The organism is Paraburkholderia rhizosphaerae (assembly GCF_004366595.1).
In the GTDB taxonomy this organism is placed as follows: Bacteria; Pseudomonadota; Gammaproteobacteria; order Burkholderiales; family Burkholderiaceae; genus Paraburkholderia; species Paraburkholderia rhizosphaerae.
The window spans coordinates 137,715-152,220 of record NZ_SORE01000007.1; the positions used below are offsets into that span (position 1 = coordinate 137,715).

Below are 14,506 nucleotides of genomic sequence, written 5' to 3' on the forward strand. Positions count from 1 at the left end.
AACCTGTTGCCTGATGACTGCCGATACTTTAACGATGCGGTCCGATCGCGCGCCGGCATTCCGCAAAACAGCCACTGTACCGCTAGCGCTGACCGAACGATGCACCGCTAAACACCTTGCTCACGCCGCGCGGTTCGCTGCGCCAGTATTGCGGCGGCGCCGTCACGCTGGCGCCGAGTTCCGCGGCCGCATGCCACGGCCAGCGCGGGTCCCACAGCACCGCGCGGGCCAGCGCGACGAGATCGGCTTCGCCGCTGCGAATCACCTTGTCCGCGTCCGCCGGTTGCGTGACGAGGCCCACGCCCATCGTCGTCATGCCAGTCGCCTCGCGCACCGCCTTAGCGAACGGGATCTGATAATGCGGGCCGAGCGGGATCTTCTGCAGCGGCGACAGGCCACCGGTCGATACGTCGATCCAGTCGCAGCCGAGCTGCTTCAGACGCCGCGCGAGCTCGATCGTCTCTTCGACGTCCCAGCCGCCCGCGACCCAGTCCGTCGCGGACACGCGCACGCCAAGCGGCTTGCCTGCGGGCCACGCGGCACGCACCGCGTCGAATACCTCGAGCGGAAAACGCATCCGGTTCTCGAGCAGGCCACCGTACTCATCAGTGCGTTGGTTCGACAGCGGCGACAAAAACTGATGCAGCAGGTAACCGTGTGCGAAGTGTAATTCGATTGCAGAAAGTCCGATGCGTGCCGCGCGGCGCGCGCTCGCTGCAAAGGCTTCGCGAATGCGCCGCAAGCCGACGTGGTCGAGTTCCGCGGGCGCGGCCTCGTCGTCGCGCTGCGCGATCGGCGACGGTGCTAGCGTCCGCCATCCGCCGTCCGCCGCGGCGATCAGCGTGCCGCCGCGCCATGGCGGTTCGCTCGATGCCTTGCGTCCCGCGTGATTCAGCTGCATGCCGATCGGCATGTCGCTGAACTGGCGCACCTCGTCGAGCACCCGTGCGAGCGCGTGCTCGTTGTCATCCGAATAGAGTCCGAGGCAAGCCGGCGTGATGCGGCCTTCCGGTTCGACCGCGGTCGCTTCGAGCAGCAGCAACGCCGCGCCGCTCAACGACAGATTGCCGATATGCGTGCGATGCCATGCACTCGCCGATCCGTCGATCGCGCTGTACTGGCACATCGGGCTAATCACAATACGGTTCGCGAGTTCGAGCGAGCCGAGCTGGAGAGGAGAGAAAAGTGTTGCGCTCATCGATAGGCTGGTTTCAACGAAGGAATGAATCGGGTCGCGTCGGCGTCCTGAATCGAGCGGGGCGTCACTCCGGCTTCGTGGCCCGCGATGGCTACGCCACCGCCTTTGGTGCCTCGGTATGCCCGCGCCCGGTCTGATATGCGCTATAGAATGCGGGTGACGCGACGGTTTGAGAATTTCTGATTGTTCATAGCAGGCATCGCGAATCGTGATGGATCGGCGATGGGTCGCGCACAGCGGTCGTTGCGATGAGAAGCCCGTTTCCCCAGGGAAAACCCGGATACGAAGAGGAAATCATGCGTGTGACCGGAAGCCATCCGCTGCGCTTCGACATCGAGTCGTTGCGGATCTTTGTCGCGGTGATCGAAGAAGGCAGCATCGCGGCGGCGTCGGGCAGAATGCATCTGGTCGCGTCGGCAGTCAGCAAGCGTGTGTCGGATCTTGAAGTCGAAGCCGGCACACCGCTTTTGTACCGGCATAGCCGAGGGGTGCAGCCGACGCCCGCCGGTGAAGCGCTCTACCACCACGCGAAGCGCCTGATCGAACACTTGCAGCAGATCTCCGACGAACTGTCCGAGTACTCACAAGGTCTGCGCGGTCATGCGCGCATCTATGTGAACTTCACTGCGATGGTGTTGTATCTGCCCGCCGCGCTGCATTCTTTCTTGCGCGTCAATCCGCAAGTGCGCATCGATATGGTCGAGAAAACCAGTGACGAAGTCGTGCAGGCGATCACCAGCGGCATCGCGGACCTAGGCATTTGCGCGGCCACGCGCGATACGCTCGGCGGTTTGCCGGTCCGGCCGTACCGGCTCGACAAACTGGTGCTGATCGTGCCGCGCGCGCACCGCCTCGCCGATCGCACACAAATCGCGTTCGACGAAACACTGGACGACGACTTCGTCAGCATGCCCTACGGCACGTCGATTCCGAAGCTGTGTCGCGCGGCCGCCGAGCGCGCCGGGCGGCGCTTGCGCGTGCGCATCGAGGTAACGAGCTTCGAAGGCGTGCGCAATATGGTCGGCGCGGGGCTCGGCATCGGCGTGCTGCCGGAGGGCAGTGTGCTGCCCTACCTGGAGTCGGCCGGCATTCGCGTCGTCGAGCTCGAAGAGCCATGGTCGTTGCGGCCGCTGATGATCATCGCGCGCGACTTCGACACGCTGCCGATGCCGGCGCGCATTCTCGTCGATCATCTGCAGAAGGATGGCGTGGTCAGGACTTGAGTTGGGCCGCATCCAGTTGCGTCAAAAACGCCTGTATCGCGCGATTGAATTGCTCAGGCCGCTGCAATGGCGCGAAGTGACTGACTCCATCCAATAGCAGCCATCGCGCACCGGGAATGCTGCGCGAAAGATATTCCGCGTGCTCACGCCTGATGAACTCGTCGTGCTCGCTGTGCACGATCGTGACCGGCACACGAACCTCCGCGAGTTCCCGTGCACTCCACTCCGGCTGCGTTTTCTGCATCGTGCTGACCGCCTGCACAAACTCATCGAACTTCGACGGCGTGGCGGATAGCTGCGCATAGTCCTTAACGTGCCGTGAGAAGCACCGCTCGATTACCGGTGTCGCTTCGAATGGCTGCGCACCGCTCGGGTCCATATTGCAGCCGAAGAACAACACGCCGGCGACGCGCCCAGGCGCTTGTCTCGCGAAAATCAACGCGGTGCACGCGCCGTCACTCCACCCGACGAATGCAGCGCGCTCGACCTCCAATTCGTCGAGCACCGCGTGCACGTCCGATGCCATCAATTCGTAGCTATACGGACGTGCATCGCGTGTGCTGCGGCCGTGTCCGCGGCTGTCGATGGTGATCACATCATGGCCCGCGGCCAGCAGCGCCGGCACCTGGTGCCCCCAGTTGCCGCTATGACCAAGGCCGCCGTGCAGGAGCACGACGGGCGCGCGACGCACGTCATGCAAGCGGTCCGCATGCTCGCCGTAAGCCGCATACCAGATCTGCGCGCCATCGTGTTCGACATGGCCTGCGCGCCCGCTCGCCGGTAACGGCGGTGCGCCGACCCGGCCGAATTGCTCGAGATCGTCGTCGAATGACTCCATGCTGTCTGCCTCCCTGTTGTCCGATCGGTTCGACGCTTTCGCACTGCTCGCGTCTGGTTGTGTCTTCGACTTCTTTGCGCGACTGCGGAATTCCGCGCTCGCGGCCGGTGTTATGGCAGTGCGTTTGTCGTGTTCATCGGCCGACGGCGGGCAACGAGATCTGCGTACGGACGCGATGAGCGAATACGTTTCTAACCGGAGAAATCATCGATGAGACGACTTTATACAATGATCAGGGCCGGTGTGGCGGTCGCCGCGTTGTTTGGCGCAGCCGGCGCGTGCGCACAGATGACCGCACCCGCGAGCGCGAATGCAACCGCAAATCCACCCGCGAGCGCACCTGCGAGCGCGCGCACGGCTAGCGCGGCTTTCGGGTTGCCTGACATTCCGTTGCGCGGCTTGCCGACCGGACGCCCGGTGAAGAAACAAACCCTGACGCCCGCCCAGTTCACCACGCTGCTGCAACAGGCATCGCCCGCGCTGCTGCAACTGGCCGGCACGCCGAAGTGCACGGTCAGCATCTATTCGGTCGGCTATAACACCATCGGCGGCCGCCACGAGCCGACGACCGCCGCCACCGCGGTGATGGTGCCATCCGGTTCAGGCGCCGGCTGCTCGGACACACACTCCGTCGTGCTGATCGCGCACGGCACGTCCGTCGACAGGAATTATGACCTTTCGAGCCTGACTGGCGACATCAACGGACAAAACGAAGGCCTCAGTTCGGCGGCGATCTTCGCCGCACAAGGCATGACGGTCGTCATACCGAACTACGCGGGCTATGCCGGCTCATCGCTGAACTACGCGCCGTTCCTGGACGCCGACCAGCAATCCGCGGATATGATCGACGCGCTGCGCGCCGCGCGGCTTTCGCTTCCGGTCGTGCTGCGCGACAGTGTGCTTGGAAAACTGTTTATAACTGGATACTCGCAGGGCGGATATGTTGCGATGGCCACGCTGCGCGCGATGCAACGTTTGCCGCTCGAGTTTCATCCGATAGCCGCGGCGACAGGCAGTGGCCCGTATGCGCTATCGGATCTGATCGACCGGGAAATCGACGGTGCGCCGAGCGCGCTTGCGCCGCTGCTGTTCGATCTGGTGGTCAATAGCTGGCAGCAGTCGTACGGCAATATCTATCGGCAGCCGACCGATACGTTCGCTACGCAATACGCGGCGAGCGCACCTGGCCTCTTCCCCGGAACGGTGCCGCAAAACACGCTGTTCGCGCAGAATGTGATCCCGCAAAACGCGCTGTTTCAAACCGGTTCGATGCCGCCGCCCGATTTGTCGAACCCCGACACCAAAGTGGTCGTGCAGGCTGGCTTTGCACCGCAGAACTTCTTCCTGAGCACGAATTTCCGCGAGCAACTTGCCGCCGATGTTGCCGCCAATCCGTGCAGTAATGCGACGACCGGTCAACATATCGCGAACTGCACGCCGACCACCGGCCTGCGTCAGGATGCGCTGCGTAACGACCTGCTCGATTTCAAGCCTGATGTGCCGCTGCAAATGTGCGGCGCGCATTCGGACAGCCTTGTGTACTTCTTCAATACGCAGATCGCCGCGCAGTTCTTCCAGCAGGAAGGCGTGCCGGCGTCGAAGCTTAACGTGATCGATGTGGACCCGGGCACCGCGGCGCCGTCCGGTCCGTTTGCTGCGCTGCAGGCCGGGTTCGTTGCGGCGCGCGCAAGCGAAGCCGCGCAATTGGGCAATTCGCCGGGCGCAGCGCTGGAACTCGCCGAGGACGTGCATACGCTCGCGGCGCCGTTCTGTGTGATCGGCGCGCGCAGCTTCTTTCAGAGCTTCAGGTAAGCGTGCTGGCGCCGCAAGCGCGTAAGTCAGTGGATGGACTCATCGCGCTTGCGACGCGTGCCGCCGATTCGATCCTTATTGGATCGAAGCCGGATCGCGTCGACGGCGCGCTTCACTCGCGAACGCCAGGCGCAGCGTGTTACTTGGGCTGCGCAACATAGCGCAAATACGGCTTCAACGTCTTGAAGCCTTGCGGATATTTCTTGTTGGCGTCCGCATCCGATACCGACGTTGGAATGATCACATCGTCGCCCGGCTTCCAGTTCACCGGCGTCGCAACAGCATGCTTTGCGTTGAGTTGCAGCGAATCGAGCAGGCGCATCACTTCGTCGAAATTGCGGCCCGCGCTCATCGGGTACACCAGCATCGCTTTCACCTTCTTGTCCGGTCCGATCAGGAACACCGAACGTACCGTCGCGTTGTCGGCCGCGGTACGCGTGCCGCCGCTCGCGTTCGGATGAATCATGTCGTATAGCTTGGCAACGCTCAGATCCGAGTCGCCGATCAACGGGTAGTTGACCGCATGGCCCTGGGTTTCCTCGATATCTTTCACCCATTTCTCGTGATCGGTCACCGGGTCGATGCTCAGACCGATAATTTTCGTGTTGCGTTTGTCAAACTCGGACTTGAGGCCAGCCATGTAGCCCAGTTCGGTCGTGCAGACAGGGGTGAAATCCTTCGGATGGGAAAACAGGATCGCCCATTTGTCGCCTATCCAGTCGTGAAACCGGATCGTCCCTTCGGTGGTCTCGGCAGTGAAATCGGGCGCTTCTTCTCCTAGACGAATCGACATTTGGCAGTCTCCATGGTTAGGCGCGTCAAGGGTGCTTCGGCCGTGGACGCGAACGGCGAATGAGGCTGCTTGAATTGTAGTCAGCGAACAGGCGACCGTTTCACGCGCAGTGCGGTGTTTGTGCGGAAATTTATCGTTCGTGAGCGTCGGCAATAGCCGTCACTTCCGACGAAATGGATTGCCGCAATGCAACGAGGCGGTGCGCATCATTCGATGTGGTTTGAATGATGCTGCACCGCCTAACGAGGGCCACGCACGATGACGTGTCGCGCCTAAGCCCTCACCTCACCCGCCTTTCACGCAAAGTCCGTTGAAACCGCAAGCGCGTGCCACGTTTCAAGCTCGCTTTCGACCAGGCGATTTTTCGCGTTGATTCTCGCGACGGTGTCAGAGCCAAGCGGCAAGCGCACCGGCGGATTCGTACTATCGGCAAGCGTGAGCATGGCCGCCGACAGTTTGCGCGGATCGCCCGGCTGTGCGTGATTCGCGCCCGCGGCGACATCGCGCGTGACACCCACCGTTTCCGCATAGTCCGCAATGTGCTGCTTCGTCGATACCAGCGAGTTATCGTTCAGGAAGTCGGTACGGAAAAAGCCCGGCTCGACCACCGTCGCGCGCACGCCGAGCGGCGCAAGTTCGGCGGCGAGCGCTTCAGTCAGGCCTTCGACCGCGAATTTGGTCGCGCCATACACACCCCAACCCTGATACGCGGAATAGCCGCCGATCGACGAGATATTGATGACGTGGCCGCTACGCTGCTTGCGCATTTGCGGAAGCACCGCGCGCGTGACTGTGAGCAGACCGAACACGTTGGTGTTGAACACCGATTTGACTTCACTGTCGCTCGCCTCTTCGACCGCGCCGAGCAGCCCATAGCCGGCGTTGTTCAGCAGCACGTCGATCCGCGAAAAGCGTGCGACTGCAGCTTCGACCGCCGCGGCCGCGTCAGCTTCACTGGTGACGTCGAGCTTGACGGCCAGCAGGTTCGGATGATCGCCGAGTTGATCCAGCACCGCCTGCGGATTGCGCGCCGTCGCGACGACACGGTCGCCCCGCTGCAGCGCGTCGCGCGCGATCAATGCGCCAAAACCGCGCGATGCGCCCGTGATAAACCACACCTTGCCTGCATTTGCTTGTGACATGATTCGCTCCTTTGAAGGTTAGGGCTTCATGCTTTCGGTACTGCTGCCGGGTGACACGAAGCTGGTGACACGAATAGTAGGCGTGCACCGATCTTCAAACTAGAGCGATGTAGCTTGAATGATTTTCAACCTATGGTTGCTAATTGGTCAGCATGATAACGAGCGTTTTGCAGCGCAGGCAGCCGCGAGTTCCAGCGGTCTTTGCGCAGCGCGCGATGCGCGCCGCGTTCGTTCGTCTGATGTTTGAAGCGCATCGCGTGTTTCGCGCGCACGGAGTCTGGTCAGCCGATCAGTTCGGCCCCACCACGTTGTGCGGCACATACGGCGCTTCGAGTGCGGCAATCTCGTCCTGCGTCAGTTCGAGACAGCGCCGCAATCGCGTCGGTCAGGTGATGCGGCTTCGACGCACCGATGATCGGCGCAGTGACGCCCTGCTTGCGCGCGACCCACGCATGCGCAATCTGCGCACGCGGCACGCCGCGCGCCTGCGCGACCACGGCCACCGCTTCGACGACTGCACGATCCGCTTCCCCGCCGGCTGGCATCGTACGCGCAAAACGGCTAGCGTAGCGCGACGAAACCCGGCGTGACGATAGCTTTGCTTCAAAGGGTTTTCATGCGGCGGCCGATTACGGCGCGCGCGTCGCGTGGCGGACTTTTGCTACCGCCTGCGCGCTGACCGCCGGCGCCTGATTGTTCCAGTTGTTGCGCACGAAAGTCAGCACGTCCGCGATCTGCTGATCGGTCAGTATCTGGTGATACGTCGGCATCGGGTAAGGCGCTGGAACGCCACCAATAACCAGCGGCCCGGTGCCGTTCAGTGTCACATTGATCAGCGAGACCGGATCGGGTTCGAGCACGTTCGGGTTGCCCGCAAGCGGTGCGAGCCACGGCGCCGCGCCGCGTCCACCCGCGCCATGGCAATGCATGCAGTAGGTCGCATAGGTGTGTGCGCCCGGCTTGCCGGGCAGCGCGGTCAGCATCATCTTTTCGCCGTCGGGGTGACGCATGTACGGCGACCCATCGTTGTCGCGACCGCCCGGCAGCGACTTGATATAGCGTGCGATAGCACGCGTGTCCGCATCGCTCAGCATTTGCGTGCTGTTGTTGATCACGTCGGTCATCGAACCGAATGCGGTTGCGTGCGCGTTCGCGCCGGTCCGCAGGAACGTGTTCAGGTCGTCCTCGCTCCAGCGCCCGAGGCCCGTGTTGTGGTTGCCCGTCAGGTTGGACGCAAACCAGTTTTCAAGCGGCGCGCCGGTGAGAAACGCACGCCCGCTTTCGTCGAGCGCCTGCTCCTGAAACGCAAAGCCACGTGGCGTATGGCAAGCCCCGCAATGGCCCAGACCCTGCACGAGGTACGCGCCGCGGTTCCACTGCGCGTCCTTGTCCATTTTCGGCCGATAGCGCGTGCTGTCGAGAAACACGACATTCCACAGTTTCAGCGGCCAGCGCATGTTGAGCGGCCATGGAATGTCCGTCGCGCGGTTCGCCTGCTTGACCGGCGTCACGCCATGCATGAAGTACGCGTAGAGCGCTTTCATGTCGACGTCACTGATCTTCGCGTACGACGGGTAAGGCATCGCCGGGTACAACGCGCGACCGTCCGGCGCGACGCCTTCGCGCACCGCGCGCGCGAAATCGGCTTCGGTGTAGCGGCCGATGCCGGTGTCCGGGTCAGGCGTAATGTTGGTCGAATAGATCCGGCCCATCGGCGTCGTCATCGGCAGGCCACCGGCAAACGGCTTGCCGCGCGGAGCGGAGTGGCACGCGACACAGTCGCCAGCCTTGGCGAGGTATTCGCCGCGCGCGACGAGCGCCGCATCGGCGCCTGGCCCGGCGGCGTAAGCGCTTGATGCGCCGGCCGTCAATGCGGCCAGCGCCGCCGCGGCGTGCGATGTATACAAGCGAACGCGGCGTGCACGCACGCGCAGTGCGCGCGGCCACCGGCAGTAAAGGCGCAAACTCCATCCGACTATCGTCATGCTGCCTCCCTATGCCGTCTGGCCGGAACGCAACTGATCGCCGACCGGCAACCGCCGCACACGCGTGCCGGTCGCCGCGAAAATCGCATTGGTCAGCGCCGGAATGACCGCCGACGTGCCCGGTTCGCCGATGCCGCCGGGATCTTCGTCACTCTTGACAATGATCGTTTCGATGCGCGGCGCCTCGTTGATCCGCATCACGCGATAGTCGGTGAAGTTGGTCTGTTCGACGCGGCCGTCCTTCAGCGTAATCTCGCCCCACAGCGTCGCGGTGATGCCGAAGATCGCGCCGCCCTCGATTTGCGCCCGAATGGTGTCCGGATTCACGACGTGCCCGCAATCGACCGCGCAGACGATCCGCTCGACGCGCACGTCGCCATCTTTCACGTCGACCTCGGCGACCATCGAAAAGAAGCTGCCGAATGCGTTCATCACCGCTATCCCGCGCCCTTTGCCTTTTGGCAGCGTGGTGCCCCAACCGGCGGTGCGCGCCGCGACATCCAGCACGTTGCGTGCGCGCGGCGCTTTTCCGAGCAGCGCGCGACGGTACTCGACCGGATCGGCTTTTGCCTGAAGCGCAAGCTCGTCGATAAAGCTCTCGACGACGAATGCGCCGCGCGTCGGGCCCACGCCGCGCCAGAATGCGGTCGGCACGCCGCGCGGTTCCTGACGCACATAGTCGATCCGCTGTGCATGGATTTCATACGGCAGCATCGCCGCCACTTCGATCACGTCGGGATCGATGCCTTTCTGAAACCATTGCGGATACCAGCGTGCGACGATCGACGAGCCGGTGATCCGGTGTGTCCACGCGACCGGCTTGCCGTTCGAATCGAGCCCGGCGGACAGACGATCGTAGTAGCACGGACGGAACATATCGTGCTGAATGTCTTCCTCGCGGCTCCACATCACCTTCAGCGGGCCGTCCACCTGCTTGCCGATGGCCACCGCCTGCGCGGCGACATCCGCTTCGAGCCGGCGGCCGAAGCCGCCGCCGATCAGAAAGTTGTGCACGATGACTTTTTCGGGCGGCAGCCCGGTTGCCTTTACCGCGACATCGACCACGCGTGTCGGCACCTGCGTGCCGATCCAGATCTCGCATTGATCGGCCGTCACATGAACGGTGCAGTTCATCGGCTCCATGGTTGCGTGCGCAAGGAACGGCTGCTGATAAACCGCATCGAGCTTCTGCGCGGCGTTTTTCAAACCCGCGTCGACGTCGCCGTCGTTGCGCGCGACCGCGCCCTGGTGCTCCGCTGCGCGGCGTAAATCGTCGAACAAAATGGCGGTCGTCAGTTGCGCATTCGCGCCTTCGTCCCAATCGATCACCAGCGCGCTTGCGCCGCGCTTCGCGGCCCATGTATGGTCGGCGACGACCGCGACCGCACGATCGAGCTTCACGATCTGCCGCACGCCCGGCTGCGCAAGCGCGACGCGATCGTCGACCCGCGCGAGCTTGCCGCCGATCACCGGGCAGTTGACGACCATCGCGACCCGCATGCCGGGCTCGCGGACATCGATGCCGAAGCGCGCGACGCCGTTCACCTTTTCAGGCGAATCGAGGCGTTTATGCGGCGTGCCGATCAGCGTGAATGCCTGCGGCTTTTTCAGCGCGACGGTTTTCATCAGGTCCGCATCGACCGGCAACGCGGCCGCGCGCGATGCGAGTTCGCCATAGCCAAGCGTGCGCCCGCTCGCGGTATGCGTGACGACCGCGTTGCGCGCGACGCAGCTATCCGGCTCGACCTGCCACTCCTGCGCCGCCGCACGGACCAGCAGCGTGCGCGCAGCGGCGCCGGCGCGCCGCATCGGCTCCCATGTCGCGCGAATCGACAGGGAGCCGCCGGTGGCCTGCTGGCCGAGCAGCGGGTCCGCGTACAGTTTCGCGTCGGGTGGCGCGTGCTCGAGTTTCACGCGATCGAGCGGCACTTCGAGCTCTTCGGCAATCAGCATCGGGATCGCGGTGTACACGCCCTGCCCCATCTCGACCTTCGACACGACGAGCGCGACCGTCCCGTCCGGATCGATGCGGATAAACGCGTTCGGTGCGAATTCATCGGGCGGCACGTGCAGCGAACCGTCGCCCGAGATCACGCTGGCCCGCGGCGGGTTGCCATCGCTGCGCGCGTTGAAACTCACGCCAAGCAGCAGCCCGCCGCTCGCCGCGATACCGACACTCAATCCGGCGCGCAGGAAATCCCGCCGGCTGAAAGCGCGCTCCACGCTGTGCGGCGCGTTACGCATGTCATGCGCCCTTCGCCGCTTGTTTGATCGCCGCGCGAATGCGCACGTAGGTGCCGCAGCGGCAGATGTTGCCCGCCATCGCGACGTCAATGTCCGCATCGCTCGGCGTGGGATGCGCGGCAAGCAGTGCCGCTGCCGACATGATCTGGCCGGACTGGCAGTAGCCGCATTGCACGACATCGAGATCCAGCCAGGCCTGCTGCACTTTGCGGCCGGCGGGCGTGTCGCCGATCGCTTCGATCGTCGTCACCTTGCGCTGGCCGACGGCGGCGATCGGCGTCACGCACGAGCGGATCGGCTGGCCGTCGAGATGCACGGTACACGCGCCGCATTGCGCGATGCCACAGCCGAACTTCGTGCCGGTCAGGCCGACGAGATCGCGCAGCACCCATAGCAGCGGCATTTCAGGCGTCGCGTCGACTTGTTGGTCTTGTCCGTTGATGTTGATAGTGAACATCGTTGCTCCCGCGTTTGGTCAAGCGCGTTGTGTGGAGTTCCGGTGATGCGTGCGTCGACATCGCGCCGCTCCGCGCGGCGCTGCCGACATCGAACAGGTGGATCTTCTATCGGCGCAGCGGCCGCGGTTTGCCGATTCGAACGGATCGTTTCGCGAAACGTCGTGCGATGCGGACAGGCGATGCGCGTGAAGTCGTTAGCACATGATAGGCGCGCAACGCGTCATCGGCCAGGAGGAAAATTTGAATGGCTCAGGGTCATGCGCGACGTGGGTCGCGCCGGTCCGCGGCAGAGGCTACGGAGATAGGCCCTCAAGTGTGCCGCTTACGTGGTGTGTTTCCGCGCGGCCAATACGGGTACGCGCGATAAATCTTTGCATCCCGAATGATTGGCGCACGGATGTGCGCGACGCGACGCGCACGGGTGCGTCACGGTTACTTTGCGCTTTGCCGCTTGTGCACCGGTTCTTCGTTGAAGAACTCGTGCTGCTCGCTCTCGTTCAGGCCGTTCAGAATGCTGACCGTCTTTTCGTTGATCAGATTCTCGACCGTGTTCGTGATCGTATTGCCATAGTGGCTTGCGAGTCGTTCGAGATTGCGCTTCGTCGAAATCCGGACGAACACAGACAACCGCTCGGCCCCTCCTCCCGGGCCCAAATGGCGCTGCCGGTACCTTCGCTGCTTTTCGGAGTTTGATAGTCCCATTGCGTCAATTCCACGGTCGTTCCGTATGAATCCATTCCTGCTGGATGCCTAGTTCTCGCTTCAATGGATATCGGCCGCAACTCAATCGGCATTTAGGGTTGGGCAAAAGTTATGCGGTAACCGCAGCGACCGGAGGGTGCCGCACTGTTACGGCAAAGCCGCTCCCAGAGCGGCTTGGGGGACATTGACGAGCCTTTTTTAGCGTCGCGTGGACGGCTTTTTGGGTTCGCTTGACGAGCCTTCACTTCGCGGAAAATGACGTGCTTTGGGTGGCGCTCTTTATGCAATGGCAAAGCATATAAATGGCATTTCTTTCAATTGCCATACGAATTCGCCACTCAATGAGAGTGGAACGCGTGCATGAATCGCGGCGGAAGATCCTCTTTGCGATGGCGCATCTGATCGTCGAAGAACGTCGCGAACCGCGCAGCCGTAATTGCCTTGCCGAGATAGAAGCCTTGGGCGAGATCGATATGCGCGCGGCCGACTGCATGGAACTGGCTCACGCCTTCCACGCCATCGACGACCACCGCCATATTCAAACGCCGCCCCGCGCTGGCGAGCTCCTGCAGCTGGTGCGCGCGTGCGCCCTCTTCGAGGCCCATGACGTCGCGATCCACTTTCACGAATTCGCAGCCCGCTTGCGCCAGCGACTCGAGCTTGTGCGACGCCGAGCGCACATGCGATACGCCAATGCGAATCTTGTCGTTGCGCACCTTTGCGATTGCGGACATCACTCCGGCGACATCGTCGACCGGCAGTTGCAACACCACATGACTCGCTTGTGCCAGGCGATCTGCCATCTTGACCAGTTTCGCAATCGAGTCGGATGATTCGAGCATCGACGCCGGCACATCGACGATCAAATACAGGGATTCACTCTGGTTGAGCCCTTCGAGTTCGGTTGCCGCGGTTTCAAACACGTAGTTGAGGATGCGCTCGGCAATCGGGCTGCGATCGAGTTGCTCCATGTACCATTCCGCGCCGCGAATGCCATGAACCGAATTGCGCCAGCGCAGCATCACTTCCAGTCCCACGCACTTCTGCGTGCGCGTGAAGAACACGGGTTGATACTCGAGATGAAATTCGTTGCGCCGCAAACCGCGCCGCGCCGCGCGCGCGAGCGTCGCGCGCGGGCTGAACCAGCGCGCACGCGCCAGCATCAAGCCGGCAATGATCGCGCCCAGCAACGCCGCGCCAAGCAGGATCGCGACGCCGACGCGGATCAGCATCTGCCATGGAATCGCGGGACCTGCCGACTCGGTGTCGTGGCTAACGGGTTGGGTGATCGGTTGCGTGTCGTCGGCAGGTGTTGTCGCCAGACGCGTTGCCGACGGCTGAACGAACGATGCGCCGATCATCCCACTTGAGCTCGACGCATTCTGACTCAGCGCGGCGCTTGCGTCGGATGCGACGATGACGGTAGCGGCCTGCTGCGCGGCGGAATCGTTGGATGTCGACGTCGACGTTCGCTCACCGCTTTCGCTCTTGCTTGCCACATGGGTAAAACGGCAGGCAACGCGCGTATCGACATTGAGCGCCTGGTCCATCCCCATGCCGCCAAGCGGCGCGGGCAACCGAACCACCGCGGGCCCCGCGCAATCGCGGCCTGAAAAGGTCCCGTCAGCGAGATCGGTCGCTGCCGTCGACGCGGACTGCGTCAGCGCAACGGCCGCTGCCGCATGGGCCGCTTGTGCGGACATGCAGACAGCCAAGACCCATAACACCCCGATGTATCTCGATCGCATAGTCGTGTGGTTAGTGTTGCCGCACTTGTCGTTCATTCCGGATGGAATGGCCCGCCGGCCCGGCTTCTAAAGACCAGGCTCAACGGACTAACGCGTTTGCGTCGGAATGCGAGCGGCAAATTGCCGGACGCAAACGTATGCGCAGCGGCGAGCAATTGGCGTCCTGAGACTACGCAAACGAGGACCTTAAAGGCCCCGAATTATAAGGACGCTATTCAAGCCGCATTTCACTCCGGTTACCCGGTAACCGGTAAGCTGCGATGAGAGGGAGCGGGAAAACAGGCAGGAATCTTTTATCGACACGCCGCGAGCGAATGAATCGACGGTTGGACGTACGATTTCCTGCTGCGCGTTCGATTGTTT

At 63.0% G+C, this 14,506-nt stretch carries 11 protein-coding genes and 1 pseudogene; 2 read left to right on the forward strand and 10 right to left on the reverse strand.

Annotation, left to right across the window (positions count from 1 at the left end):
- Nucleotides 1-82: 82 nt before the first annotated feature.
- Nucleotides 83-1,198: an NADH:flavin oxidoreductase/NADH oxidase gene (locus tag BX592_RS11405; RefSeq protein WP_134191879.1), complete on the reverse strand. Its 1,116-nt coding sequence runs from the start codon at nt 1,196-1,198 to the stop codon at nt 83-85.
- A gap of 296 nt (nt 1,199-1,494) precedes the next feature.
- Here BX592_RS11405 and BX592_RS11410 point away from each other — a divergent pair, with 296 nt between their 5' ends.
- On the forward strand, nt 1,495-2,421 hold the full coding sequence (locus tag BX592_RS11410; RefSeq protein WP_243849474.1) for a LysR family transcriptional regulator: 927 nt from the start codon (nt 1,495-1,497) through the stop codon (nt 2,419-2,421).
- On the opposite strand, the gene BX592_RS11415 is transcribed toward BX592_RS11410, so the two are convergent.
- A complete protein-coding gene (locus tag BX592_RS11415; RefSeq protein ID WP_134191880.1) occupies nt 2,411-3,259 on the reverse strand; it encodes an alpha/beta fold hydrolase in 849 nt (282 codons plus the stop codon). The genes BX592_RS11410 and BX592_RS11415 overlap by 11 nt on opposite strands.
- 210 nt (nt 3,260-3,469) lie before the next feature.
- On the opposite strand from BX592_RS11415, the gene BX592_RS11420 reads away from it, so the two are divergent.
- Complete coding sequence (locus BX592_RS11420) at nt 3,470-5,071, forward strand: alpha/beta hydrolase family protein (protein WP_134191881.1); 1,602 nt, start codon at nt 3,470-3,472, stop codon at nt 5,069-5,071.
- 139 nt (nt 5,072-5,210) lie between these two features.
- Here BX592_RS11420 and BX592_RS11425 read toward each other — a convergent pair whose 3' ends face one another.
- From BX592_RS11425 to BX592_RS11460, 8 genes and pseudogenes are all read right to left on the reverse strand, one after another.
- Nucleotides 5,211-5,864: a peroxiredoxin gene (locus BX592_RS11425; protein WP_134191882.1), complete on the reverse strand. Its 654-nt coding sequence runs from the start codon at nt 5,862-5,864 to the stop codon at nt 5,211-5,213.
- A 296-nt stretch (nt 5,865-6,160) separates the two neighbouring features.
- On the reverse strand, nt 6,161-7,006 hold the full coding sequence (locus BX592_RS11430; RefSeq protein ID WP_134191883.1) for an oxidoreductase: 846 nt from the start codon (nt 7,004-7,006) through the stop codon (nt 6,161-6,163).
- A gap of 289 nt (nt 7,007-7,295) precedes the next feature.
- Nucleotides 7,296-7,539: pseudogene (locus tag BX592_RS11435) on the reverse strand (aldo/keto reductase); the annotation flags it as partial.
- Between the two features lie 96 nt (nt 7,540-7,635).
- On the reverse strand, nt 7,636-8,991 hold the full coding sequence (locus BX592_RS11440) for a cytochrome c (RefSeq protein WP_134191884.1): 1,356 nt from the start codon (nt 8,989-8,991) through the stop codon (nt 7,636-7,638).
- Between the two features lie 9 nt (nt 8,992-9,000).
- Nucleotides 9,001-11,235, reverse strand: a complete 2,235-nt coding sequence (locus BX592_RS11445) for a xanthine dehydrogenase family protein molybdopterin-binding subunit (protein ID WP_134191885.1) — start codon at nt 11,233-11,235, stop codon at nt 9,001-9,003.
- 1 nt (nt 11,236) lies between these two features.
- The gene (locus BX592_RS11450) at nt 11,237-11,692 is read right to left on the reverse strand and encodes a (2Fe-2S)-binding protein (protein WP_134191886.1); all 456 of its coding nucleotides are present in this window, start codon (nt 11,690-11,692) and stop codon (nt 11,237-11,239) included.
- A gap of 433 nt (nt 11,693-12,125) precedes the next feature.
- On the reverse strand, nt 12,126-12,320 hold the full coding sequence (locus tag BX592_RS11455) for a hypothetical protein (protein ID WP_243849476.1): 195 nt from the start codon (nt 12,318-12,320) through the stop codon (nt 12,126-12,128).
- 413 nt (nt 12,321-12,733) lie between these two features.
- Nucleotides 12,734-14,098 carry an EAL domain-containing protein gene (locus BX592_RS11460; protein ID WP_166676337.1) on the reverse strand — a complete coding sequence of 455 codons (1,365 nt, stop codon included), beginning with the start codon at nt 14,096-14,098 and terminating at the stop codon, nt 12,734-12,736.
- Between the last annotated feature and the right edge of the window lie 408 nt (nt 14,099-14,506).

Excerpts from the sequence above, each read along its gene's own strand:
- BX592_RS11405 (WP_134191879.1), bottom strand. The coding sequence starts at position 1,198 with ATGAGCGCAACACTTTTCTCTCCTCTCCAGCTCGGCTCGCTCGAACTC.
- BX592_RS11410 (WP_243849474.1), top strand. The coding sequence starts at position 1,495 with ATGCGTGTGACCGGAAGCCATCCGCTGCGCTTCGACATCGAGTCGTTG.
- BX592_RS11415 (WP_134191880.1), bottom strand. The coding sequence starts at position 3,259 with ATGGAGTCATTCGACGACGATCTCGAGCAATTCGGCCGGGTCGGCGCA.
- BX592_RS11420 (WP_134191881.1), top strand. The coding sequence starts at position 3,470 with ATGAGACGACTTTATACAATGATCAGGGCCGGTGTGGCGGTCGCCGCG.
- BX592_RS11425 (WP_134191882.1), bottom strand. The coding sequence starts at position 5,864 with ATGTCGATTCGTCTAGGAGAAGAAGCGCCCGATTTCACTGCCGAGACC.
- BX592_RS11430 (WP_134191883.1), bottom strand. The coding sequence starts at position 7,006 with ATGTCACAAGCAAATGCAGGCAAGGTGTGGTTTATCACGGGCGCATCG.
- BX592_RS11440 (WP_134191884.1), bottom strand. The coding sequence starts at position 8,991 with ATGACGATAGTCGGATGGAGTTTGCGCCTTTACTGCCGGTGGCCGCGC.
- BX592_RS11445 (WP_134191885.1), bottom strand. The coding sequence starts at position 11,235 with ATGCGTAACGCGCCGCACAGCGTGGAGCGCGCTTTCAGCCGGCGGGAT.
- BX592_RS11450 (WP_134191886.1), bottom strand. The coding sequence starts at position 11,692 with ATGTTCACTATCAACATCAACGGACAAGACCAACAAGTCGACGCGACG.
- BX592_RS11460 (WP_166676337.1), bottom strand. The coding sequence starts at position 14,098 with ATGTCCGCACAAGCGGCCCATGCGGCAGCGGCCGTTGCGCTGACGCAG.